Annotated in this window: 25 protein-coding genes; 17 read left to right on the top strand and 8 right to left on the bottom strand. The window is 46.4% G+C overall.

What is annotated here, in order from left to right:
* The first annotated feature begins 21 nt into the window (after positions 1 to 21).
* From R7F67_RS20570 to R7F67_RS20555, 4 genes are all read left to right on the top strand, one after another.
* Positions 22 to 1,233: an aspartate aminotransferase family protein gene (locus R7F67_RS20570; protein ID WP_005381420.1), complete on the top strand. Its 1,212-nt coding sequence runs from the start codon at positions 22 to 24 to the stop codon at positions 1,231 to 1,233.
* 109 nt (positions 1,234 to 1,342) lie between these two features.
* Positions 1,343 to 2,362 carry an arginine N-succinyltransferase gene (astA, locus tag R7F67_RS20565; RefSeq protein WP_005381422.1) on the top strand — a complete coding sequence of 340 codons (1,020 nt, stop codon included), beginning with the start codon at positions 1,343 to 1,345 and terminating at the stop codon, positions 2,360 to 2,362.
* A gap of 28 nt (positions 2,363 to 2,390) precedes the next feature.
* Positions 2,391 to 3,848 carry a succinylglutamate-semialdehyde dehydrogenase gene (gene astD, locus R7F67_RS20560; RefSeq protein WP_053303044.1) on the top strand — a complete coding sequence of 486 codons (1,458 nt, stop codon included), beginning with the start codon at positions 2,391 to 2,393 and terminating at the stop codon, positions 3,846 to 3,848.
* A gap of 248 nt (positions 3,849 to 4,096) precedes the next feature.
* Positions 4,097 to 4,888 (top strand): DUF1338 domain-containing protein, encoded by a 792-nt coding sequence (locus R7F67_RS20555; RefSeq protein WP_042523639.1) that lies wholly within the window; start codon positions 4,097 to 4,099, stop codon positions 4,886 to 4,888.
* Between the two features lie 136 nt (positions 4,889 to 5,024).
* Here the strand turns inward: R7F67_RS20555 and crp are convergent, their stop codons facing one another.
* The 6 genes from crp to R7F67_RS20525 form a co-directional block, all read right to left on the bottom strand.
* Positions 5,025 to 5,657, bottom strand: coding sequence for a cAMP-activated global transcriptional regulator CRP (crp, locus tag R7F67_RS20550; RefSeq protein ID WP_005381432.1), 633 nt, complete (start codon positions 5,655 to 5,657; stop codon positions 5,025 to 5,027).
* 240 nt (positions 5,658 to 5,897) lie between these two features.
* Complete coding sequence (locus R7F67_RS20545) at positions 5,898 to 6,767, bottom strand: phosphoribulokinase (protein WP_005381434.1); 870 nt, start codon at positions 6,765 to 6,767, stop codon at positions 5,898 to 5,900.
* Positions 6,768 to 6,892: 125 nt separating this feature from the next.
* Positions 6,893 to 7,105 carry a YheU family protein gene (locus R7F67_RS20540; protein ID WP_005382815.1) on the bottom strand — a complete coding sequence of 71 codons (213 nt, stop codon included), beginning with the start codon at positions 7,103 to 7,105 and terminating at the stop codon, positions 6,893 to 6,895.
* A gap of 33 nt (positions 7,106 to 7,138) precedes the next feature.
* Positions 7,139 to 8,146, bottom strand: a complete 1,008-nt coding sequence (locus R7F67_RS20535) for a hydrolase (protein WP_017821747.1) — start codon at positions 8,144 to 8,146, stop codon at positions 7,139 to 7,141.
* An 87-nt stretch (positions 8,147 to 8,233) separates the two neighbouring features.
* Positions 8,234 to 8,722, bottom strand: coding sequence for a TIGR02444 family protein (locus R7F67_RS20530; RefSeq protein WP_005382813.1), 489 nt, complete (start codon positions 8,720 to 8,722; stop codon positions 8,234 to 8,236).
* Positions 8,719 to 10,638: an ABC transporter ATP-binding protein gene (locus R7F67_RS20525; protein ID WP_017821748.1), complete on the bottom strand. Its 1,920-nt coding sequence runs from the start codon at positions 10,636 to 10,638 to the stop codon at positions 8,719 to 8,721. Before R7F67_RS20525 ends, R7F67_RS20530 begins: the two co-directional genes overlap by 4 nt.
* Before the next feature lie 209 nt (positions 10,639 to 10,847).
* Between R7F67_RS20525 and kefG the strand changes: the two genes are divergently transcribed.
* From kefG to R7F67_RS20500, 5 genes are all read left to right on the top strand, one after another.
* Positions 10,848 to 11,441, top strand: coding sequence for a glutathione-regulated potassium-efflux system ancillary protein KefG (gene kefG, locus R7F67_RS20520; RefSeq protein ID WP_017821749.1), 594 nt, complete (start codon positions 10,848 to 10,850; stop codon positions 11,439 to 11,441).
* Positions 11,425 to 13,221 (top strand): glutathione-regulated potassium-efflux system protein KefB, encoded by a 1,797-nt coding sequence (gene kefB, locus R7F67_RS20515; RefSeq protein WP_017633740.1) that lies wholly within the window; start codon positions 11,425 to 11,427, stop codon positions 13,219 to 13,221. Before kefG ends, kefB begins: the two co-directional genes overlap by 17 nt.
* A gap of 33 nt (positions 13,222 to 13,254) precedes the next feature.
* A complete protein-coding gene (locus tag R7F67_RS20510) occupies positions 13,255 to 13,455 on the top strand; it encodes a YheV family putative zinc ribbon protein (RefSeq protein ID WP_005381449.1) in 201 nt (66 codons plus the stop codon).
* Between the two features lie 92 nt (positions 13,456 to 13,547).
* Entirely contained in the window at positions 13,548 to 14,099 is a 552-nt protein-coding gene (slyD, locus tag R7F67_RS20505; RefSeq protein WP_005381451.1) for a peptidylprolyl isomerase, read from the top strand.
* A gap of 131 nt (positions 14,100 to 14,230) precedes the next feature.
* Complete coding sequence (locus tag R7F67_RS20500) at positions 14,231 to 15,172, top strand: isoaspartyl peptidase/L-asparaginase family protein (RefSeq protein ID WP_031777285.1); 942 nt, start codon at positions 14,231 to 14,233, stop codon at positions 15,170 to 15,172.
* A gap of 83 nt (positions 15,173 to 15,255) precedes the next feature.
* Here R7F67_RS20500 and R7F67_RS20495 read toward each other — a convergent pair whose 3' ends face one another.
* Both R7F67_RS20495 and R7F67_RS20490 read right to left on the bottom strand, forming a co-directional pair.
* The gene (locus tag R7F67_RS20495) at positions 15,256 to 15,483 is read right to left on the bottom strand and encodes a SlyX family protein (protein WP_005381455.1); all 228 of its coding nucleotides are present in this window, start codon (positions 15,481 to 15,483) and stop codon (positions 15,256 to 15,258) included.
* Positions 15,480 to 16,466: a WD40 repeat domain-containing protein gene (locus R7F67_RS20490; protein WP_017633742.1), complete on the bottom strand. Its 987-nt coding sequence runs from the start codon at positions 16,464 to 16,466 to the stop codon at positions 15,480 to 15,482. The genes R7F67_RS20495 and R7F67_RS20490 overlap by 4 nt, the downstream gene beginning before the upstream one ends.
* Before the next feature lie 128 nt (positions 16,467 to 16,594).
* Here R7F67_RS20490 and fkpA point away from each other — a divergent pair, with 128 nt between their 5' ends.
* The 8 genes from fkpA to fusA all read left to right on the top strand — a co-directional run bounded on the left by fkpA (position 16,595) and on the right by fusA (position 22,570).
* Complete coding sequence (gene fkpA / locus R7F67_RS20485; protein ID WP_017821751.1) at positions 16,595 to 17,377, top strand: FKBP-type peptidyl-prolyl cis-trans isomerase; 783 nt, start codon at positions 16,595 to 16,597, stop codon at positions 17,375 to 17,377.
* A gap of 143 nt (positions 17,378 to 17,520) precedes the next feature.
* Positions 17,521 to 18,243, top strand: a complete 723-nt coding sequence (locus tag R7F67_RS20480; protein WP_005382804.1) for a transcriptional regulator — start codon at positions 17,521 to 17,523, stop codon at positions 18,241 to 18,243.
* On the top strand, positions 18,240 to 18,635 hold the full coding sequence (gene tusD / locus R7F67_RS20475; protein ID WP_017821752.1) for a sulfurtransferase complex subunit TusD: 396 nt from the start codon (positions 18,240 to 18,242) through the stop codon (positions 18,633 to 18,635). The genes R7F67_RS20480 and tusD overlap by 4 nt, the downstream gene beginning before the upstream one ends.
* The gene (tusC, locus tag R7F67_RS20470; RefSeq protein WP_065274919.1) at positions 18,632 to 18,988 is read left to right on the top strand and encodes a sulfurtransferase complex subunit TusC; all 357 of its coding nucleotides are present in this window, start codon (positions 18,632 to 18,634) and stop codon (positions 18,986 to 18,988) included. Before tusD ends, tusC begins: the two co-directional genes overlap by 4 nt.
* Positions 18,989 to 18,995: 7 nt before the next feature.
* A complete protein-coding gene (gene tusB / locus R7F67_RS20465) occupies positions 18,996 to 19,271 on the top strand; it encodes a sulfurtransferase complex subunit TusB (RefSeq protein ID WP_065274918.1) in 276 nt (91 codons plus the stop codon).
* Between the two features lie 177 nt (positions 19,272 to 19,448).
* Entirely contained in the window at positions 19,449 to 19,823 is a 375-nt protein-coding gene (gene rpsL, locus R7F67_RS20460) for a 30S ribosomal protein S12 (RefSeq protein WP_004399892.1), read from the top strand.
* Between the two features lie 101 nt (positions 19,824 to 19,924).
* Positions 19,925 to 20,395 carry a 30S ribosomal protein S7 gene (rpsG, locus tag R7F67_RS20455; RefSeq protein WP_005382796.1) on the top strand — a complete coding sequence of 157 codons (471 nt, stop codon included), beginning with the start codon at positions 19,925 to 19,927 and terminating at the stop codon, positions 20,393 to 20,395.
* A gap of 75 nt (positions 20,396 to 20,470) precedes the next feature.
* Positions 20,471 to 22,570: an elongation factor G gene (fusA, locus tag R7F67_RS20450; RefSeq protein ID WP_005382794.1), complete on the top strand. Its 2,100-nt coding sequence runs from the start codon at positions 20,471 to 20,473 to the stop codon at positions 22,568 to 22,570.
* The last annotated feature ends 231 nt before the right edge of the window (positions 22,571 to 22,801 follow it).

Below are 22,801 nucleotides of genomic sequence, written 5' to 3'. Positions count from 1 at the left end.
GGTATCAAGAAGGAATGTGCAATGACAACGGAAATTAAAGTAGAGCGCGGTTTATTCGATGAGGTAATGGTACCTTGCTATAACCCGATGGAAATGATCCCTGTTAAAGGTGAAGGTTCACGTGTTTGGGATCAGGAAGGTAATGAATACATCGACTTTGCTGGTGGTATTGCAGTGAGCTGTCTTGGCCATTGTCATCCAGTAATGGTAAACGCACTAACAGAGCAAGCTAACAAGCTTTGGCACTTAAGTAACGTTATGACGAACGAACCAGCCCTTCGTCTGGCGAAAAAGCTAACAGAAGTGAGTTTTGCTGAGCGAGTGTTCTTTGCTAACTCTGGCGCAGAAGCAAACGAAGCCGCTTTGAAGCTGGCACGTCGTTATGCAGCAGACGTTCATGGCACTGAGAAATCTGAAATCATTGCATTCAAACAAGGTTTCCACGGTCGTACATTCTTTACCGTAACGGTTGGTGGCCAAGCGGCATACTCTGACGGCTTCGGTCCTAAGCCAGGCGACGTGACACACCTTCCTTACAACGATATCGAAGCTTTACAAGCACACATGTCTGATCGTACTTGTGCGGTCATGATGGAGCCATTACAAGGTGAAGGCGGCATCGTGCCACCAACGCCTGAGTTCGCTCAAGCGGTTCGCGAGCTGTGTGACAAACACAACGCCTTACTGATCTTCGATGAAGTGCAAACTGGTAATGGCCGAACAGGTAACTTCTACGCTTACCAAGGTTTAGGTATCACGCCAGATATTCTAAGTACTGCGAAATCACTTGGTGGCGGTTTCCCAATCGGTGCAATGCTAACGACAGCAAAATTGGCAGAGCACATGAAAGTGGGCACTCACGGTTCTACATATGGCGGTAACCCACTAGCGTGTGCGGTTGCAGAAGCGGTTGTAAATGAAGTCACTAAGCCAGAGGTTTTGGCTGGTGTACTAGAACGCGAAGCAATGTTCCGTGAAGGTCTAGAGAAGATCAACGCGAAGTACAACATCTTCTCAGAAGTGCGCGGTCAAGGCCTATTACTTGGCGCTGCACTAAATGAAGAATGGCAAGGCCGTGCGCGTGACGTGCTGGTTGCTGCAGGTAAACAAGGTCTCATGGTATTGGTTGCGGGTGCCAATGTCGTACGTTTCACACCATCACTCGTTATCACACAACAAGAAATTGAAGAAGGCTTGGCGAAACTGGATAAAGCGATCGCGACTTTAGTTTAAGCGCGATATCAGTTTAAACGTCAACGCAGACACCCCCGTCAAGGATCTCTGATGGGGGAATTGTTCCTACAATATAGTTAGGATCTTCTTGCATCTGGAGGGAGTATTGATGCTAGTAGTTCGCCCTATCGCGATGTCGGATTACGACGCACTGCACACTTGTGCGGTGGAGTCTGGTCACGGATTTACATCTCTACCGGTTAACGAAGAACTGTTAACCAATCGAATCAAACATTCAGAGTACAGCTTTGGTAAGCCAGATGTGGCAGAACCAGGCGATGAAGGCTACCTGATGGTTGGCTTTGACTCTGAAACGGGTGAGGTTGCGGGTACCACCGGAATCGAAGCATCTATCGGCTGGGATGTCCCATTTTACTCATATCACATTAGTAAAGTTGTGCACTCGTCGCCAAAGCTTGGCGTTAACAACGTCGTTAAACTGCTTACTTTTGGTAATAACTACACGGGTAACAGCGAAATTTGTACCTTGTTCTTGCGTGAGAAATTCCGCCAAGGTCTGAATGGTCGTCTAATGTCGAAGTGTCGTTTCCTAATGATGGCAGAGCACCCAGAGCGCTTCTCTGAAACGATCTTTGCGGAGATGCGTGGCGTTTCAGACGACGAGGGTAATTCACCATTCTGGCAATGGCTTCAAGAGCATTTCTTCTCTATCGATTTCACTCTTGCAGATTACCTGACAGGTATCGGCAAGAAAGGCTTTATCGCCGACTTGATGCCGAAACTGCCTATTTACATCAATCTGCTCAGCCCAGAAGCGCAAGCCGTGATTGGTCAAGTACATGACAACACGCGTCCAGCGCTGAAGCTGCTTGAGCGTGAAGGTTTTACCAACCGAGGCTACGTCGACATCTTCGACGGTGGCCCAACGGTTGAGTGTGATCTGCGTAATATTGAGTCGGTACGTCATTCATTCCGCGCGCAAGTCAAAATCTCTGAACATTCCAGCACACAAGACTTCTTGATGTGTAATTCATCTTTCGAGAACTTCCGTGCGACAGTCACTAAAGCGGCGTATGACGCAGAAACACAAAGCGTGATGATTGCACCAGACGTTGCGGATGCACTTTCGGTTGAAGAAGGGGATTTCGTCCGCCTTCTTCCGCAGTAACAGACGACAGAATTTAAGGATAGAAACAATGACACATTGGATTGCAGGTGAATGGGTACAAGGTCAGGGTGAAGCATTTACGTCTCTGTCGCCGTACAACCAAGAAGTGATCTGGCAAGGCAAAGGTGCAACGGCAGAGCAGGTGAACCAAGCGGTATCTGCAGCGCGTGAAGCGTTTATTGACTGGAAAAAGCGTTCATTTTCAGAGCGTGAGGCAATCGTGTTGGCTTTTGCGGAGAAAGTAAAAGAGAACAGCGAAAAAATCGCCGAAGTGATTGCCAAAGAAACCGGTAAGCCGATTTGGGAAACGCGCACTGAAGCAGCAGCCATGGCAGGTAAAATTGCCATTTCGATTCGCGCTTATCATGACCGCACTGGTGAGGCGAGCCGTGAAGCAGCAGGCAACCAAATCGTATTGCGCCACCGCCCATTGGGCGTGATGGCGGTGTTTGGTCCTTACAACTTCCCAGGCCACCTACCAAATGGTCACATTGTGCCTGCGCTACTGGCTGGTAACACGGTAGTCTTCAAACCGTCTGAGCAAACGCCATGGACGGGTGAATTGGCAATGAAGCTATGGGAAGATGCCGGTCTGCCGAAAGGCGTGATTAACCTTGTTCAAGGCGCGAAAGAAACTGGTATCGCCCTCGCTGACGCAAAAGGCATTGATGGCGTACTGTTTACGGGTAGCGCGAATACGGGGCATGTATTACACCGTCAATTTGCGGGTCAACCGGGCAAGATGCTCGCACTAGAAATGGGTGGTAATAACCCGATGGTGATCTCTGATAAATATGGTGATTTGGATGCCACGGTTTATACCATCATCCAGTCAGCGTTTATCAGTGCTGGGCAGCGTTGTACGTGTGCTCGTCGTTTGTATGTGCCATTGGGTGAAAAAGGCGATGCGCTTATCACCAAACTCGTTGAAGCGACACGCAATATTCGCGTAGACCAACCATTTGCAGAACCTGCGCCATTTATGGGACCGCAAATTTCGGTCGCGGCAGCCAAGTTTATTCTTGATGCACAAGCTAATCTACAGTCTCTTGGCGGTGAAAGCTTGATTGAAGCGAAAGCAGGAGAGGCGGCGTTTGTTTCTCCTGGCATCATTGATGTAACGAACATTGCTGAGTTACCAGATGAAGAATACTTCGGCCCACTTCTGCAAGTGGTGCGTTACGAAGGGTTAGACAAAGCCGTGGCGCTAGCAAACGATACGCGCTTTGGCTTATCTGCTGGTTTGGTCTCAACCGACGACCAAGAATGGGAATACTTCGTTGACCACATTCGTGCAGGTATCGTGAACCGTAACCGCCAGCTCACTGGTGCAAGTGGTGATGCGCCATTTGGTGGTCCGGGGGCGTCGGGTAACTTGCGCCCAAGCGCTTACTACGCAGCAGATTACTGTGCGTACCCAATGGCATCAATGGAAGGTCAAGAGACTGTCTTGCCTGCAACATTGAGTCCAGGTGTAGCGCTATAAGTTTTAATAATAGAGTCGCAACTATGCATTGCGGCTCACCTTGCCGGCGCATCATTTAGGTATGGGTTGTAGTGATCGTTGGCAGAACACGAAAAGTGAGCAAAGACTCGGAAAAGCGTGTTGACTGACTGGCATTTACCGTCACAGGTTGATGGTTGCTCGTTCATTATTCTGGACAACTTTTGTTGTGAACGAGCAGCCAACTTCCGCTTACCTTTAAACTCTACATCTCGTAACAAGGAGTCGTTATGACGCCCGATGTGTTATTTGAATCGCTATGGCAAGATTACATTCAACGTCTTTGCCCTTCGGCGGCTAAAGTGCATCAGCTGCTTCAAGAAGATGAGCCTCTGATTAATGATCATATAGCTTTACGTACCTTCAATATCGCGCCTCTTGGTATTGAAACTCTAGCTAAGCCATTTGTAGCTATTGGTTACAAGGCGTGTGGTGATTACGTTTTCGAAAGCAAAAAGCTGGTTGCTAAGCACTATGAGCACCCAGATCCGAAGCAACCTAAAGTATTTATTAGTGAGCTAAAAGTTGAAGAGTGCTCGCCTGAGCTACAAGAGATTGTGAAAAATTTGGTGGCACAAGTCGATGCTGACAAGCTGAACGATAGCGCATTCTTACATGGTGGACGCTTGTGGGATTTAAGCTTTGCTGATTACCAAACGTTGGCTAAAGAAAGTGAGTACGCATCTTGGCTTGCGGCGCATGGTTACGGAGCAAACCACTTCACGGTGAGCGTTAACCAACTCAATGAATATGAAGAAGTGAAGCAGGTAAACGATCATCTGCGTACCGCTGGGTTTACCATTAATGAAAATGGTGGTGAAGTGAAGGGCACTCCTGAGGTGTTGCTAGAGCAGTCATCGACCATGGCAGATAAAGTAGCGGTTCGTTTTAGCGAAGGCACTGAAATTATCCCTGGCGGGTTTTATGAATTTGCTAAGCGCTATCCGATGGAAAATGGTGATTTGTACCCAGGTTTCGTGGCCGCTTCAGCGGACAAAATCTTTGAAAGTACGAATGGCTAAGTTTTAGGGTTAACCTGTTAAGCTTACTCATTAGTGTTCGCTGCACCCTATCTCATTTGGTCATGAGTAAATAAAAAGCCACCAATGTTGCCATTGGTGGCTTTTATAATTTTGTTCGTGTCACTCTAGTTCGAGATTAACGAGTACCGTAAACCACGATGGTTTTACCGTGAGCAGAGATTAGGTTCTGCTCTTCTAGCATCTTCAAGATACGACCTACTGTCTCACGAGAACAGCCAACAATTTGACCGATTTCTTGACGAGTGATCTTGATTTGCATGCCGTCTGGGTGAGTCATTGCGTCTGGTTGTTTTGCAAGGTTCAGAAGCGTCTGAGCGATACGACCAGTTACGTCTAGGAACGCCAGGTCACCCACTTTTTGGCTAGTTACTTGAAGACGACGAGCCATCTGCGCAGAAAGACGCATTAGGATGTCTGGGTTTACTTGGATAAGCTGACGGAACTTCTTGAAAGAAATTTCAGCAACTTCACAAGGAGATTTAGCACGAACCCAAGCTGTGCGCTCTTGGTCTTCCTCGAATAGACCAAGTTCACCAATAAAGTCTCCTTGGTTTAGGTAAGAAAGGATCATCTCCTTACCTTCTTCGTCTTTGATAAGAACCGCAACAGAACCTTTAACGATGTAGTACAAAGTTTCTGCCTTTTCGCCCGCGTGAATTAGCGTGCTCTTTGAAGGGTACTTATGAATATGACAGTGTGAAAGAAACCACTCTAATGTTGGGTCGGTTTGAGGTTTACCTAGAACCATAATATCTCACTTCCTCTGCAGGGTACGCTTGCGCTATCCATATTTTAGCTAAGCCTGAATTAGGCCTACTAGAATAAGAGCACTTTTTATATGCTGCAAGCTCTCTTGTGTTTCGGTAAGAAATAGTATCCTTTTTCGAAAACGATTTCTTGATTTTAATCGTGCCATGATTGAGATTTTGTAAGCAAAACTGTGCACATGATCACGGTATGAAAAGTAAACATCTTCGCAGGCAGGTTTTTAGCCAATTTTCCCTGTTTCGATGAGCTGTTGTAGGATAGGCCGAACTATGAGCTCCATTGCAAAGCTCATCTTACCGCCGGGTACGACAATCGTGTTGTGGCGTGACATGAATGAGCCATCAATCATGGCCAGCAGATATGGGAAGTCGACATTCTTGATACCGCGTAGGCGAATCACCACAAAACTCTCATCCAAACTAGGGATGCCTTTTGCATTAAGTGGGTTGGAAGTATCAACGGTCGGTACGCGCTGGAAGTTGATGTGAGTACGAGAAAACTGCGGAGTGATATAGTTGAGGTAATCGTCCATGGATCGCACGATTGAGTCCATTACCGCTTCACGCGAATGGCCGCGATCGCGAGTGTCACGTACGAATTTTTGGATCCACTCTAAGTTCACAATCGGCACCATGCCAATTAAGAAATCCACATGTTGAGCAACATTAACATCGCCATCGACCACGCCACCATGTAACCCTTCATAAAACAGCACGTCGCTGTTTTCGGGTAAGTCTTGCCACGGTGTAAACGTGCCTGGCATTTGATTGTAGGGAACCGCTTCGTCAAACGTGTGCAGATAACGGCGCACGCTGCCAGTGCCGTCATGCCCGAACTTACGGAAAAACTCTTCTAATCCCGGGAAGTCATTAGCTTGTGGGCCAAAGTAGCTAATGTGTCGACCTTGCTCGCGGGCTTTGCGAATTTCGATGTCCATTTCTGGGCGAGTAAAGCGATGGAAGCTATCGCCTTCAACCCATGCGGGTTTAACGTTCATCATATTGAACATTTTACGGAAGGCTTCAGATGTAGTGGTCGTGCCGGCACCGGACGAACCAGTAACCGCAATAATTGGGTGTTTAGCTGACATGACAAACCTTGTCGAAAATTACTTACCTGTAATGTGCAGTAGAGTTACTACTGCACGGTCGATATCCCACTATAGCACGTAACAATACCTTGTCATCGAGTGGGATACGGTAAAATGTGAAGGGTCTAAAATTTTGTTTTATGCTGAATATCGACGGTTTCGTGTAGCTCAGAGAACACGATAACCGCTTCACCTTTTTCCAATTGAGCTTTAACTTGATCAATTTTGTCTTGCAAAGAAACCTCGACGGTTCCGTAATCCGTTCCTTCGCGTAAGACGAATTCACGAATTAAGTTTTCCAATGTTTCCGGCGCAATGTCTTGCCATGGAATGATCATAAATACCTCTAACTTTTATGATGAGCGGCTAGTTTACTGCGTTCGTTGCTTGGATACAGCAGAAAGGTAATCTGCGGCGATACTTTCGTAATACGCAGGCAGCGCTTCCTCCAACCAAAACTTAGGTTTTAACGCCGTTCCTGTCAGGAAGCCAACATGGCCGCCGTGCTCAAAGAGACGGTAATCAATGTTATCTGGCAGAACAAACTTCGGGATCACATCGTCGGTCATGAACGGATCGTCTTTGGCATGGATGATCAGTGTCGGTAGCGTGATTTGTTGTAGTTTACTTAAGCCAGAGCATTGGTCGTAATAATCTTGTGCGTCTTTAAAGCCGTGCAGTGGTGCCGTGATCAAATCATCGAATTCATACAATCGTGTGACACGTTTTATTGAGTTGTAAGACAAAGCGAGCTCGCCATGCAACAAGTGATGTTTTTGCAACGCGTTGCGTTTGAGTGAAGAGAGTAGGTAACGGCGATACACTTTCGAAAAGCCTTGTTCAATACGGTTTGCACACGCTGCTAGGTCTAAAGGCGCTGAGATAATAGTCGCTGCATTCAAAATAGGGTGGTCTTTATATTGGGCTAAATAATTCGCCAACATGTTACCGCCAAGAGAAATACCAACCGCAACTTTGGGGTGATCAGGAAAACGTTGTTCAAGGTGCTCTAGGAAGTAACGAGCATCCGTCACTTCACCCGAATGGTAAGCTCGTGCTTTTTTGTTTGGTTTACCGCTGCAGCCACGAAAATGCATCATCACCGACAGCCATCCAGATTGAGCAAATGCATTCATTAACCCATTGGCATAAGGGCTATAGAAGCACCCCTCTAACCCATGAAATAAAACAAAAATCGGCTTTTTTTGTGCAGGCTCTTGGGTTGGGTCCTCGCTCCACGCGAGATCGAGAAAGTCGCCATCGGATGTATCGAGGGTTTGCCAAATCGGCGTAAATAACGCTTTTTTGCGAATAAAACGCGGCAAAAGCGTTTGGAGATGCGGGTTTTTGATCCCGGCGGCTGCGAAAAATTGTGTCATACCTAACTGCTCTTATGCGGTCCTTCGGTGTCCGTTGAAGAACTTATTAATATAATCCTTTATAAAGATTATAGGTATTCTACAGATTTATGGGCGTTTTGGTGGTTGAATGTTTGGCACCGGCATAGCAAAGGCTTGCTGCAAATGCTCCCCACCGAGTTGACGACAGTATCTCAACGTCAGTGGGTCACCATCATTTTTGAGTAGTGCAAGTGAGTTAATGCAGTCCACCAAATCCGCTTGTTGCTGCTTTTCTAGTTGCAGCTCAAACTGCAAGGTCTCACGATACAAAGCGTCATTGACTTGAGACTTAAGGTGGCGACGAAGGTCGCGAAAGGAGTGAAGTAAAGTTTCGCTCCTACCTAGACAGTCTTGCACCAAGGGCCAGTCTTTTTCTTGGAAAATGAGTTGCTGCTCATCGAGCCATCTGAGCAGCAGGAGTAGGTTCACGTTACCGTGGTAGTTGTTCTGTAATGATAAACACGCCTCTTTCACTTCTCGCACACCATAAAATTGCAGACTAAACTGCCAAAGGTGTTCTAGGGTGAGTGTGTATTCAGCGTGTTGATTACTCATTGATTAAACTCTAGCTCCATCTGCTCCAACGTTTCTTGAGCAGACATCCATTCCATTTCAATTTCTTCGAGCTCAGCTTTACTGGAAGCTTGAAGTGCCAGCACTTGGTTAAGTTTAGCTTTATTTTCGGCCGCATACAGTGAGTTGTCCGCCAATTGTTCTTCAGCTTCGGCCAGTGCAGCACCTAACTTATCCATTTTATTTTCTAGTTGTGTCAGCGTTTTGCGAATTGGCGCTGTCTGTTTTCGAAACTCTGCATCGCGACGTTTTTGCTCTTTCTTCGCAGCTGCGCTGTTGGCCGTATCTTTGCTTGGCTGCGCAGCCTGCGCTTCTTTGCGTTCCGCTCTTTGTTGTTCGGTTAACCATTTATAATAGTCATTTAAATCACCGTCGAACGGAGCAACTTGTCGATCATGCACTAAATACAAGTCATCGGTCGTAGCGCGCAGTAAATAGCGGTCGTGCGAAACAATCACCATCGCACCTTCGAATGTTTGCAGTGCCATCGTAAGTGCTTGGCGCATGTCCAAGTCTAAGTGGTTGGTCGGTTCATCAAGTAGCAACAGGTTTGGCTTTTGCCACACAATTAAAGCCAATACCAAACGGGCTTTTTCGCCACCAGAAAACGGCGCAACTTTTTCTAGTGCTTTGTCACCTTGGAAGCCAAAGCTACCTAGGTAATCACGTAGCTGCTGTTCGGTTTGATCGGGTGCGATTTGCATCATGTGTTGCAGCGGCGTTTCTTCAGGGTGAAGCGTTTCTAACTGGTGCTGAGCGAAGTAACCAATTTTCACGCCTTGTGAGTAAGTTAGGTCACCACCTTGCGCGTTAAGTTCACCAGAGAGCAGCTTGATTAATGTCGATTTACCCGCACCATTACGGCCGAGTAGACCAATACGACTGCCAGGAACCAAGTTCAAGCGGATCTTCTCTAAGATGAGGTTGTCACCGTAACCTGCAGATACTTCATCCATCATCATGATTGGGTTTGGCAGCGCAGCTGGCTCACGGAATTGGAAGCTAAATGGGTTATCGAATTGAGCTGGTAACACTTTCTCCATGCGCTCCAAAGCTTTAATACGGCTTTGAGCCTGGCGTGCTTTAGAGGCTTTGTAACGGAAGCGGTCGATGTAGCTTTGCATGTGAGACATCTGCTTCTGTTGCTTTTCAAACATCGCTTGTTGTAACACCATCTTTTGTGCGCGTTGGTTTTCGAATGACGAGTAGTTACCCGTGTATTCGTTCAGCTGCTGATTCTCGATGTGAATGATGCGACCAACGATCGGATCCAAGAAGTCACGGTCGTGCGAGATCAGAATCAGCGTGCCAGGGTAGTTTTGTAGCCAACGCTCTAACCACATTACCGCGTCCAAATCCAAGTGGTTGGTTGGTTCGTCGAGTAGCAGTAGATCAGAACGACACAATAGCGCTTGAGCCAAGTTAAGACGCATACGCCAACCACCCGAGAATTGGGTCAAACTCCAACTCATTTGCTCTTGGCTGAACCCTAAACCATCGAGCAGTTCTGCCGCGCGAGCGCGAATGCTGTAACCACCAATGGTTTCAATTTTACCGTGTATCTCGGCAACTAGGGTTCCGTTGTCTTGTGTTTCTGCTTCAGCTAACTGCTTTTCGAGAGAGCGGTACTCGCGATCACCATCAATGACGTATTCCAGTGCAGTGCGCTCTAGCGCAGGCGTTTCCTGTGCGACCCAGGCCAACTCCCAGTGTTGAGGTTGGCTAAATGAGCCAGCATCAATTGACAGTTCATCTTTCAGTAGGGCAAACAGCGTTGATTTACCGCAGCCGTTTTTGCCCACAAGACCGACTTTATCGCCAGGGTGAATAGTCGCAGAAGCTTGGTCTAAAAGAGGTTTACCGCCACGCAGTAACTGAATATCAGAGAAGGTAATCATAAAGTTTTCATTCACTTTGCGCAGTGCGCGTTGCTTGGTTACATAGCGAAGTGGTTTCAATCGTTTTTAAAGCCACTTGGGTATATATCTAGCGGTGAATAGTAGGGGTATTGGCCGGAAAAGTCGATTGATTCGCTTTAATTGCATTATGCTGTACAAAAAAGTATAACAATTTGATAACGGATAAAAATAACCACAAGGACGACCATTTGGCTGTTGCACCGTCTATTCTCCCAAAAGTTCTGGTCATTTATGCTCATCCAGAGCCACATAACTCGATTGCCAATCAAGTGATGATAAAAAAAGCTCAGTCGCTTGATCACGTCACTGTGCACGATCTTTACGGTGTTTACCCCGATTTCTTTATTGATGTGAATTACGAACATGAGTTGTTGCTCGCTCACGATGTGATTGTATTTCACCACCCACTTTATATGTATTCATGTCCAGCCCTATTAAAAGAGTGGCTAGACCGAGTGTTAGGTAAAGGCTTTGCGTTTGGCGGAGGTGCGGCGCTAGAAGGAAAATACTGGCGCAGTGTCATTACAACAGGTGGTAAAGAAGAAGCCTTCAGCGCGAAGGGGTACAACAAATACCCACTTGAGCAAATCTTGCAACCGTTTGAACTGACGGCAGCCCTATGTCAAATGCACTGGATTGAACCACTGGTGTTGTATTGGTCAAGAAATGTTTCAGATATTGAACGCTACGAACATGCCGAGTTATACCGTGGATGGCTGAGTAACCCACTTGAAAACTGGCAAGCGGCAGAGCGAGGAGGTCAGTATGGCGATCACCAGTGAGTTTCTTCAAAGCAGTGTGGTCTTTCTTTCGGCTGCGGTTATTGCGGTGCCGATTGCTCAGCGCCTTGGGCTTGGCTCGGTTTTAGGTTATTTACTCGCTGGTGTGTTGATTGGCCCATGGGGGCTTGGCTTAATTAGCGACGTTGATGCCATTTTGCATTTTGCCGAGCTTGGGGTTGTGTTGTTACTGTTTTTGATAGGGCTGGAATTAAACCCTAAAAAATTGTGGCAGATGCGAGGGCCGATTTTAGGTTTAGGCGGTGCGCAGGTTGTGGTCACGACCGCCGTGATTGGTAGTGTCGTCAGTATGTTTGGCGTAAGCATGCAAGTGAGTTTAGTGATCGGGATGGGGTTGGCGCTATCCTCGACGGCGATTGCGCTTAAAGTCATTGAAGAGCAAGGGCTTAATGGTACCGAAACGGGGCAATCTGGTTTTGCGGTGCTGCTCTTTCAAGATATTGCAGTGATCCCGATGCTGGCGATGTTGCCCTTGCTAGCAGGCGGGCATAGTGGTGGAAGTTGGTTGGATGTCTTCACTATTTTAGGCAGTGTGGTAGCACTGTTGATTGGTGGTCACTTTTTACTACGTCCGCTATTTCGTTTTGTCGTGATGAGCGGCGTTCGTGAACTCTTTACCGTTGCTGCACTTTTAGTCGTGCTTGGCATTTCGGTCGTGATGCAAAAGCTCGGCCTTTCGATGGCATTGGGGACTTTTTTAGCAGGCGTTTTGCTGGCAGAGAGTGAGTATCGCCATGAGTTGGAAATCGCTATCGAGCCATTTAAAGGTCTGTTGTTGGGGTTATTCTTTATTGCGGTGGGCATGGCGGTAAACTTGGGGTTATTGGCATTACATCCTTTAGAGATTCTCGGTGCGGTGGTGGCTTTGGTCGTGGTTAAGGGTTTGGTTTTGTATGCATTGGCGAGAGCTGCCCGTGTCGGAGCCAAAGCGAGAAGCCGTATGGCTGCAATTTTGAGCCAAGGCGGTGAGTTTGCCTTTGTCATATTTACCGCGGCGAGCCAAGAGGGCATTTTGTCCAAAGAGCAAGTGGCGTTTCTGTTGGTGGTGGTCAGTCTATCCATGGTGACGACTCCTCTTTTGCTGATGGGACAAAAGAAGTGGTTTGCTCATACCCTGAATCAAGAAGAAGAGGGCATGACCACGAAAGTCGTGGATCGCCGACCACGCGTTATCATTGCAGGCTTTGGACGTTTCGGTCAGATCGTCGGACGTTTAATGTATGCCAATAAAATCAAAGTGACAGTATTAGAAAGTGATGCCAGCCAAATCCACCTATTACGTAAGTATGGTTACAAAGTGTTTTATGGCGATGCTACACAAATTGACCTATTGAGGGCTGCTGGCGCTGATAAAGCGGAAGCATTGATTATTTGTACTGATTCACCTGATGAGGTGATGGCCATCGTGGACATTTGTCGCGTGCACTTCCCGAAACTTAAGTTGTTAGCCCGAGCAAGAAGCCGTGTCGAGGCTTACCAGTTAATGAGTCATGGTGTAGAGAATTACTCTCGTGAAACATTTTTAGGGGCGCTAGATCTCGGTCGCCAAGCGCTCGTAGAACTGGGTATGCATCCTTATCAAGCAAAGCGGGCAGAAGCACATTTTCGCAAGTTGGATAATGCTATGCTTAAGGACTTATTGCCTCAACACAATGAAGATAAGAAATTAGCTCAAAGGGCGAAAGAGGCACGCAAAGAGCTAGAAGAAATATTTGGTCGTGAAATGGAGAGCGACCATCAGTCACCTAATCATTGGAAGTAGTACTTGAGCCAAGACTCAAGCTAAGGAAATAGCGTGAAAATCAAGAAACGTTTTATTGCAGGCGCTAGCTGCCCAAATTGCAGCCAGCAAGATACCCTGCGCTGGTGGATTGAAAATAACATCGAGTTAGTTGAGTGTGTCGAGTGTGAGTTTACAGAGCAGCGCAAACCACAATCTGTAGAGAAAAATAAACACTCAGATCAGGAAATGATCGGAATTTTTAAGCCGGAATAATTGAACTTCGATAATTGATCCCCATAATACACCCAGATATCTCAGTACTTAACCCCATTCAGGTTAAGTCAATTAATCTCCCTGGAGTTAGTATGAAAATTGAAAAGAACGTTGTTGCAAGCCTTGCATACAAAGTAATGATGGAAGACGGTGTCGTTGTTGATCAATCAACAGCAGAAGCACCCCTAGATTACCTTCACGGTCACAACAACCTAATCACAGGTCTTGAAAAAGAACTTGAAGGTAAAGTGGCTGGCGACAAGTTCTCAGTAACGGTAGCTCCTGAAGAAGCTTACGGTGAGCACAACGATGCGCTAGTACAGCGCGTTCCTGCGGACGTATTCCAAGGCGTTGAGCAAATCGAAGTGGGCATGCGCTTCCTAGCTGACACTGACCAAGGTCCAATCCCTGTTGAAGTAACAGAAGTTGACGGCAACGAAGTGGTTGTTGACGGTAACCATATGTTAGCTGGTCAAACACTAACTTTCGAAGTAGAGGTTATGTCTACACGTGAAGCAACAGCAGAAGAGATCGAACACGGTCACATCCACCAAGGTGGTGGCTGTTGTGGTGGTCACGATCATGACCACGATCACGAAGAAGAAGGCGGCTGCTGTGGCGGCGGTAGCTGTGGTTCTCACTAATCATAAGCTCCTTCACTAGATAATCTTATCTAGCAAAGCTTTGAAAAGCGCAAGTTGAGTTTTCAACTTGCGCTTTTTGTTTATCTAAGGTGTAGTGCCAACCATACAAGGAATAACAGTTGGACAAAGTGATGACGAAACCTTTCTCGATTGCCATTCATGGTGGTGCGGGCACCATCTTGCGTGAACAGATGAGCGATGAGCTGCAACAATCCATCTTGGCGGATTTAGAAGCTGCGGTAAAAGCGGGACATCAAATTCTAGAAACGGGCGGTGAAGCCTTAGATGCCGTCGTAGCGGCAGTGAAAGTATTGGAAGACTCTCCTAACTTTAATGCGGGTAAAGGCTCAGTGCTGACCAACAACGAAATGGTTGAAATGGACGCTTCTGTGATGGATGGGCGAAACCTTGCAGCAGGTGCGGTCGCAGGTGTTCGTCATATTAGAAACCCAATTGAGCTCGCTCGTGACGTGATGCGAAACAGCAATCATGTGTTGTTGGTGGGTGAGGGCGCAGAGAAGTTTGCTTTTGAGCAAGGCCATGAGTATACCGAGCAAGATTACTTCTTTACTGATCGCCGTTATGAGCAGTTGCTGTCTATGCGTGAGAAAGGACTGTTTGCTTTGTCGGAATCTCGTTACCCAGATGACCGTAAGCACGGTACGGTTGGTGCGGTAGCGTTAGATCAACAAGGCAACTTAGCCGCTGCCACCAGTACGGGTGGCGTGACGAATAAGAAATACAACCGAGTCGGAGATTCGGCTCTGATTGGTTGTGGTACGGTGGCCGAAAATGGCGTTGTGGCAGTTTCCACTACGGGTGTCGGTGAGTTCTTTATTCGTAAACGTGTTGCGGAAGACGTTGCAGCACGTATGCGTTACTTACAAGAAGATATTCATACGGCTTGTGAACACATTATCCAAGGTGCTCTCAAACAGATGGGCGGAGAGGGCGGTTTGATTGCCATTGATGCTAAAGGTGAGATGCACTTTGCGATGAACAGTTCTGGCATGTACCGAGCAGGCATTAATACGCAAGGCGAGCTGAGCGTTAAAATCTACGCCGACGAATAGCTTCTTCTTGAGTACCTTCTTAAGTAATTAATACAACAAAGCCCAGAACATGTTCTGGGCTTTATGCTATTTGAGCCTGCATTTTAATAATGCGGTGGTGGGGTTTCTTCTGACGGATCGGCTAAATTCGACGAGTCCATATTTTTTACTTTACCTACCACATATTTCATCTGATCGAGCATCTTGGTAATTTGCAGTTGTTGCTGCGATAAAGCGCCGTTCAGATCTTCAATAGTCTGTTCTTGGAACGCAAGCTGACATTCTAAGTCATTAATGCGTGCTTCCAATTGCTGAATGATTTTTTCTGTCATGATCCGTTCTCTAACTGCCAAGCTTGGGCAATACCTGCTGAAGTAGCAGTAATTACGCGTTGTTTTGAATCAAAGGCTGCATCATACACGACCGCACGGGGAGGGCGAGTGTCTTTTTTGGGCTCCACTTCAAATCCACTCATTCGTTTTCCGGTTTGAGTATCCCATATCGACACACGGCCAGAAGGGCTTCCTGTGACTAGTTGAGTCCCGTCGTCAGAAAATCGTGCGGTAGAGAAAATTAATTGGCGTGACCAACTGCTCAACTGTGTGACTTCTTGTCCAGTTTTTAAATTCCAAACAATCGCTTGGTTTCCGCCATCAGATGTCATTGCTAATTTTCCATCTCTTTGCAGGGCCACGCGAACAATTCGTTGTTCATGTTCGAAGGTTCGTAGTACTTGTCCGGTTTCGGTATCCCACAGATACGCTTTATAGTCATTACCTCCGGTTAGGGCGAAGCGCCCATTAGGAGAAATGGCCACGGAATTGACTTTTTCACGATGCGCAAGGAACTCCATGCGACGCCCGGTGACTAAGTTGACATAAATTGCTTTACCGTTGGATAACCCAAGCAGAACTTGTTCACCATTACTGGTGATATCAACGTCGCGAATGAGCGCATCAGAGATAGACCAAAGGCCTTCGGATTGCGTCCAGCCTAGGTCCCAAACTGCGAAGTTCATTTGGCTTGCTGTAATTGCGTAGCGACCATTGTCAGATATGCGGATATGGGAAACCACATTGGCATCGGCATCGAGTTCACCCAGATTGGCTAGTTGTTCATTTTGCTCTAGGTCCCACAACATCAAATGACGTTGTTGAGAATAGAGCAGAGCAAACCGTCCATCTCTGCTAAGTGCGAAGCTCGTCGCACCTTGAGGTTCTATCGGCCAACGCTGCACTTCACGCTCGGCGAAAAAGCAACCATTTAACGTGGTGATGACAATTAAATATAGGAATAAATGAAAAATTCTTTGCATCACATCTAATAATCCGGTTTGTGTCTTAAGACATATAGCTAGTATATTGGTATAACGATTGTCTTCACTAGTCTCATAGAAGATTTGTGCACAACAACCAATGGCAGAGCCATTATTGGGAGAATTTAATGAAATCAGTTTTAAAAGTGTCGCTACTTGCTGCAACAGTTATGCTAGCGGTAGGTTGTCAGAAAGAAGAAACTAAAACAGAAACCGCACCTCAAGCAGAACAAGTTCAAGCAGAAACCGGCAAAGCGGTTCACTTTAAAACCGACGACGACAAAGCGGCATACGCAATCGGTGTTTCATTTGCTAACTACCTAAGCACAAGCATCGACAAGCCAAGCGAAATCGGCATTAATCTTAACAAAGATTTGGTACTAAAAGGTATCGAAGACGTCTTCAAAGGCAATGCTGAATTGAATGAAGAAGAAACACGTGCAGCACTAGAATCTCTAGACAAGCGTGTTGCAGAAAAGATGCAAGCACAAGCGGCTGAGAAAGCAGCTGAAGCGAAAAAAGCTGGCGATGACTTCCGTGCTGAGTTTGAGAAGCAAGAAGGCGTAGTGAAGACAGATACAGGTCTTCTATACCAAGTAATGACACCAGCTGAAGGTGAGAAGCCAAAAGACACTGATACGGTTCAAGTACACTACAAAGGTACTCTGATCGACGGTACTCAGTTCGACAGCTCATACGATCGTGGTGAACCTGCAACGTTCCCACTTAACCGTGTAATCCCAGGTTGGACAGAGGGTGTTCAGCTAATGCCTGTGGGTTCTAAATTCAAATTCGTTATCCCGCCAGAGCTAGCATACGGTGACCAAGACACACCAAGCATTCCTGCTAACTCAACGCTAGTATTTGAAGTTGAGCTGCTAAAAGTTGAGAACGACAACGCAGAGCAATAACAATAAGCTGCGATAAGTTATTGAAAAAGGTCCGTTTAACGGGCCTTTTTTGTTCTAGGTCACTAGTTGGTGAGTTTGCTAGGTTGCTTTTCAAATTTTCTGATAAACTTACACCAATTTGTTGATTTTTCGCTCGAAGGCTTATGACAACTACAGAAACAATAAACGCGGAGATGTTGCTCGAAATGGAATCCGTTAACGTGATGCCGTTTACCGAGCACGACAAAATCATTTTAAGATCTTATGAGGCGGTCGTGGATGGTATCGCTAGCCTGATAGGTCCATTTTGTGAAATCGTTCTTCACTCTCTAGAAGACTTAAATACCTCTGCAATTAAAATCGCTAACGGTGAAAACACGGGGCGCCAAGTCGGCTCACCAATCACTGATTTAGCGCTTAAGATGCTAAAAGACATCGAAGGCTCGGAGCGCAACTTCTCACGTTCGTACTTTACCCGTGCAAAAGGTGGCGTGTTGATGAAGTCGATTACTGTCGCCATTCGTAATGGCGAAAATCGCGTGATTGGTTTGTTGTGTATCAACGTCAACTTGGATGCGCCTTTCTCGCAAGTCCTTCAGTCTTTCATGCCGACGCAAGAAGCGAAAGAAGCGGCTTCCTCGGTCAACTTTGCTAGTGACGTAGAAGAGCTGGTGGACCAAACTGTTGAACGCACCATCGAAGAGATCAATGCGGATAAATCCGTGTCTAACAACACCAAAAATCGCCAGATCGTGATGGAGTTGTACGACAAAGGTATCTTCGATATTAAAGATGCCATCAACCGTGTCGCGGATCGCCTTAATATTTCAAAACACACCGTTTACTTGTACATTCGTCAACGTAAAACCGAGGATGATGAAAGGTGAGCAAACTGACTTACACGTTAGTGGTGAATGGTCCCGTTTATGGCAGCCAGTCAGCGCGCAGTGCTTATCAGTTCGCCAAAGCGGTGATAGAGCAAGGCCATCAGCTAGTGAGCGTCTTCTTTTATCAAGATGGTGTGACTAATGGTACTGCTTTGAGTGTGCCAGCTAACGATGAATTTGATCTCAATAAGGCGTGGCAGTCTTTGGCTAAAGAGCATGGTGTTCGCCTAGAAACTTGTGTCGCGGCCGCTTTGCGTCGCGGGATTGTAAGTGAAGAAGAAGCGAATCAACATGGTTTGGTTCAGAACAATCTAGCCGATGGTTTTGAACAAGCAGGCTTAGGTAGCCTAGCTGAAGCGATGTTAACCCAAGACAGAGTGGTACAGTTTTGAGTCAGTTAACTTATCTATTTCGTAGTGCGCCACATGGCAGTGCAGCTGGTCGTGAAGGTGTGGATGCACTGTTAGCCGCGTCGGCTTACTGTGAAGATATCAGCGTCATTTTCATGGGTGACGGGGTATACCAGCTTCTACTCGGACAAAACCCCAACAATATTTTGAGTAAAGATTACGCGCCGATGTTAAAGCTTTTCGATTTATACGACATCGAACAAGTCTTTGTGTGTTCAGAGTCGTTAACCCAGCGAGGTTTGGCGCAAGCGGATTTAGTCATTGAAGCCCAAGCGTTAAGCTCAGAACAGCTCAAAGATAAGTTACAACACGCTGGCAAGCTACTGTCTTTTTGAGGAAGGTATGTTACACATCATAAAAACAGTCTCTGCTCTAGAAGACGCCATGCCCTTATGCAGTGAACAGGATGACATCTTACTTATAGAAGATGCAGTGTACGCTGCTAACTCGCAACATAAAGCATTTTCCCATCTAAAAAACCTCAGCGTATTTGTGTTAGAGAGCGATGCGCAAGCTCGCGGTATTGCAAATCGTATCAGTCCATCGCTGACGATTGTGAATTACTCAGGCTTCGTTGAACTAACAGCAAAACAGGATAAATCCCTAACTTGGGATTGAACAAGATTTGCTGTCGACAAAGCTTTACGGATGAATTGTTCTAATTGAACAAAAAAGATCCGTATATTTCTTGACACACCTCTCACTGCTGCATAGAATTTTGCGTCCCTAACTGCATTGGCAGTTGGGGATAGATTTTTCACAAAGCTTACTTTCAAGTAAATCAGGAGCTAGTTAATGGCAACTATTAACCAGTTGGTACGTAAGCCACGTGCAAAGCAAGTTGTTAAAAGCAACGTGCCTGCACTAGAAGCGTGCCCACAAAAACGTGGTGTATGTACTCGTGTTTACACTACTACACCTAAAAAACCTAACTCAGCACTTCGTAAAGTTTGTCGTGTACGTCTGACAAACGGCTTCGAAGTTACATCGTACATCGGCGGTGAAGGTCACAACCTTCAAGAGCACTCAGTTGTTCTAATCCGTGGTGGTCGTGTTAAAGACCTTCCAGGTGTGCGTTACCACACTGTTCGCGGCGCACTAGACTGTGCTGGCGTAAATGACCGTAAACAAGGTCGTTCTAAGTACGGTGTGAAGCGTCCTAAGTCTTAATGGATTCCGTTAAGTAAGGCCAAACACTAAATTATTTTTAATTTTTTGAAAAAACTGAAAAGTTTTGGATAAAACCTGAAGAAGACAACGGAGATAAATCCATGCCACGTCGTCGCGTCATTGGTCAGCGTAAGATCCTTCCAGATCCAAAATTCAAATCTGAATTGCTGGCAAAATTCGTTAACATCCTAATGGTTGACGGTAAAAAATCTACTGCAGAGAAAATCGTTTACACTGCACTAGATGCTATGGCTGAAAAGTCTGGTAAAGACCACTTAGCTATTTTTGAAGAAGCTCTTGAAAACGTTCGCCCAGCGGTAGAGGTTAAATCTCGCCGTGTTGGTGGTTCAACTTACCAAGTACCTGTAGAAGTACGTCCGGTTCGCCGTAACGCACTTGCTATGCGTTGGTTGGTTGAAGCTGCGCGCAAGCGTGGTGAAAAATCTATGGCTCAACGCCTAGCTGCTGAAATGCTAGACGCGTCTGAGAACAAAGGTACTGCGGTTAAGAAACGTGAAGACGTTCACCGCATGGCTGACGCAAACAAAGCGTTCGCTCATTACCGTTGGTAATACCTTCTGTGCTGCGAGGTTCTCTCGCAGCACTTTTCTATACTCTAAGGTACACCTTAGTAAGAGGATACAATCGTGGCTCGTAAAACTCCTATTGAGCTATACCGTAATATCGGTATCTGTGCTCACGTAGATGCAGGAAAAACAACCACAACTGAGCGTATTCTGTTCTACACTGGCCTTTCTCACAAAATCGGCGAAGTTCACGATGGTGCAGCAACCATGGACTGGATGGAGCAGGAGCAGGAGCGTGGTATCACTATCACATCCGCTGCGACTACTACATTCTGGCGTGGTATGGAAGCACAGTTCCCTGAGCATCGCGTAAACATCATTGATACCCCTGGACACGTTGACTTTACTATCGAAGTAGAGCGTTCTCTTCGTGTACTTGATGGTGCTGTGGTTGTGTTCTGTGGCTCATCTGGTGTTGAACCTCAGTCTGAAACTGTATGGCGTCAAGCAGACAAATACCACGTTCCACGTTTGGTATTTGTAAACAAGATGGACCGTGCGGGCGCAGACTTCCTACGCGTTGTGAACCAAATTAAGAATCGTCTTGGTGCGACTCCTGTTCCAATCCAGCTGAACGTTGGTGCGGAAGATGAGTTCAGAGGTGTCATCGACCTTATCAAGATGAAAATGATCAACTGGAATGATGCCGATCAAGGCACTTCGTTTACTTACGAAGACATCCCAGCTGACATGATTGAACTTGCTGAAGAGTGGCGCAACCACATGGTTGAATCCGCTGCTGAAGCTAGCGAAGAGCTGATGGACAAGTACCTTGAAGAAGGTGAATTGACTGAAGCTGAGCTCAAACAAGCTCTACGTACTCGCACACTAAATAACGAAATCGTACTGGCTACTTGTGGTAGTGCGTTTAAGAACAAAGGTGTTCAAGCGGTACTGGATGCAGTAGTTGAGTTCTTGCCATCGCCTGTTGACGTACCTGCAATTAAAGGTGTCGACGAAAGAGAAAATGAAGTTGAGCGTCATGCTGACGACAACGAACCTTTCTCAGCGCTAGCGTTTAAGATTGCGACTGACCCATTCGTGGGCACGCTAACTTTCATGCGTGTTTACTCCGGTGTTGTAAACTCGGGTGACGCTGTTTACAACTCAGTAAAAGAGAAGAAAGAGCGTTTCGGTCGTATCGTTCAGATGCATGCGAATAAGCGTGAAGAAGTGAAAGAAGTTCGCGCTGGTGATATTGCAGCTGCTATCGGTCTGAAAGACGTAACAACAGGTGACACACTGTGTGATCAGAACCACAAAGTGATTCTAGAGCGCATGGAGTTCCCTGAACCAGTTATTCAGATTGCTGTAGAGCCTCGTTCTAAGGCAGACCAAGAGAAAATGGCTATCGCGCTAGGTAAACTAGCAGCGGAAGATCCATCATTCCGCGTGGAAACGGACGACGAATCAGGTCAGACTCTGATCTCAGGTATGGGTGAACTTCACCTAGACATTATCGTTGATCGTATGAAGCGTGAATTCAGCGTTGATTGTAACGTTGGTAAACCTCAGGTTGCTTACCGTGAAACCATTCGTGGTAAAGCGGAAGTTGAAGGCAAGTTTGTTCGTCAATCAGGTGGTCGTGGTCAATACGGTCATGTTTGGGTCAAACTTGAGCCTTCTGAGCCTGGTGAAGGTTTCGTATTCGTAGACGAAATCGTGGGCGGTGTGATTCCTAAGGAATACATCAGTTCGGTATCGAAAGGTATCGAAGAGCAAATGAATAGTGGTGTTCTAGCGGGTTACCCTGTACTAGATATTAAAGCTACACTATTTGATGGTTCTTACCACGATGTAGACTCAAGCGAGATGGCGTTTAAGATCGCTGGCTCGATGGCATTCAAGAAAGGTGCACTAGAAGCACAACCTGTGATTCTAGAACCTATGATGAATGTCGAAGTAACCACTCCGGAAGACTGGATGGGTGACGTTGTTGGTGACCTAAACCGTCGTCGCGGTATCATTGAAGGCATGGACGAAGGTGTGGCTGGTCTTAAGATCATCCGTGCTCAAGTACCACTATCCGAAATGTTCGGTTACGCAACTGATCTACGTTCTGCAACTCAAGGCCGTGCGTCTTACTCTATGGAGTTTCACGAGTACGCTGAAGTGCCGAAAAACTTCGCAGATAAAATTATTGCAGAGCGTGGTTACTAATTGACGATTGAACTGCAAAAAGTTTACGACTTTTTGCGAGATCAGGGCGTCCAAATATTGCGCTAACGGGCGTTGGCGCATAAAATAACAATTTCTGGCGCGTCGTCGATCAATAATGATCACGACGAATCATAACTAGGAAGGAACACGATCGTGTCTAAAGAAAAATTTGAACGTACGAAACCGCACGTTAACGTTGGTACTATCGGCCACGTTGACCACGGTAAAACA

This window comes from Vibrio sp. YT-17 (assembly GCF_033337375.1).
Taxonomy (GTDB): domain Bacteria; phylum Pseudomonadota; class Gammaproteobacteria; order Enterobacterales; family Vibrionaceae; genus Vibrio; species Vibrio alginolyticus.
The sequence above is the reverse complement of the archived record's forward strand: the minus strand, read 5'-3'. Positions and strand labels throughout refer to the sequence as shown.

Coding starts and splice junctions, on each gene's coding strand:
- R7F67_RS20570 (WP_005381420.1), top strand. CDS start 22: ATGACAACGGAAATTAAAGTAGAGCGCGGTTTATTCGATGAGGTAATG.
- astA (WP_005381422.1), top strand. CDS start 1,343: ATGCTAGTAGTTCGCCCTATCGCGATGTCGGATTACGACGCACTGCAC.
- astD (WP_053303044.1), top strand. CDS start 2,391: ATGACACATTGGATTGCAGGTGAATGGGTACAAGGTCAGGGTGAAGCA.
- R7F67_RS20555 (WP_042523639.1), top strand. CDS start 4,097: ATGACGCCCGATGTGTTATTTGAATCGCTATGGCAAGATTACATTCAA.
- crp (WP_005381432.1), bottom strand. CDS start 5,657: ATGGTTCTAGGTAAACCTCAAACCGACCCAACATTAGAGTGGTTTCTT.
- R7F67_RS20545 (WP_005381434.1), bottom strand. CDS start 6,767: ATGTCAGCTAAACACCCAATTATTGCGGTTACTGGTTCGTCCGGTGCC.
- R7F67_RS20540 (WP_005382815.1), bottom strand. CDS start 7,105: ATGATCATTCCATGGCAAGACATTGCGCCGGAAACATTGGAAAACTTA.
- R7F67_RS20535 (WP_017821747.1), bottom strand. CDS start 8,146: ATGACACAATTTTTCGCAGCCGCCGGGATCAAAAACCCGCATCTCCAA.
- R7F67_RS20530 (WP_005382813.1), bottom strand. CDS start 8,722: ATGAGTAATCAACACGCTGAATACACACTCACCCTAGAACACCTTTGG.
- R7F67_RS20525 (WP_017821748.1), bottom strand. CDS start 10,638: ATGATTACCTTCTCTGATATTCAGTTACTGCGTGGCGGTAAACCTCTT.
- kefB (WP_017633740.1), top strand. CDS start 11,425: ATGGCGATCACCAGTGAGTTTCTTCAAAGCAGTGTGGTCTTTCTTTCG.
- slyD (WP_005381451.1), top strand. CDS start 13,548: ATGAAAATTGAAAAGAACGTTGTTGCAAGCCTTGCATACAAAGTAATG.
- R7F67_RS20500 (WP_031777285.1), top strand. CDS start 14,231: ATGACGAAACCTTTCTCGATTGCCATTCATGGTGGTGCGGGCACCATC.
- R7F67_RS20495 (WP_005381455.1), bottom strand. CDS start 15,483: ATGACAGAAAAAATCATTCAGCAATTGGAAGCACGCATTAATGACTTA.
- R7F67_RS20490 (WP_017633742.1), bottom strand. CDS start 16,466: ATGCAAAGAATTTTTCATTTATTCCTATATTTAATTGTCATCACCACG.
- fkpA (WP_017821751.1), top strand. CDS start 16,595: ATGAAATCAGTTTTAAAAGTGTCGCTACTTGCTGCAACAGTTATGCTA.
- R7F67_RS20480 (WP_005382804.1), top strand. CDS start 17,521: ATGACAACTACAGAAACAATAAACGCGGAGATGTTGCTCGAAATGGAA.
- tusB (WP_065274918.1), top strand. CDS start 18,996: ATGTTACACATCATAAAAACAGTCTCTGCTCTAGAAGACGCCATGCCC.
- rpsL (WP_004399892.1), top strand. CDS start 19,449: ATGGCAACTATTAACCAGTTGGTACGTAAGCCACGTGCAAAGCAAGTT.
- rpsG (WP_005382796.1), top strand. CDS start 19,925: ATGCCACGTCGTCGCGTCATTGGTCAGCGTAAGATCCTTCCAGATCCA.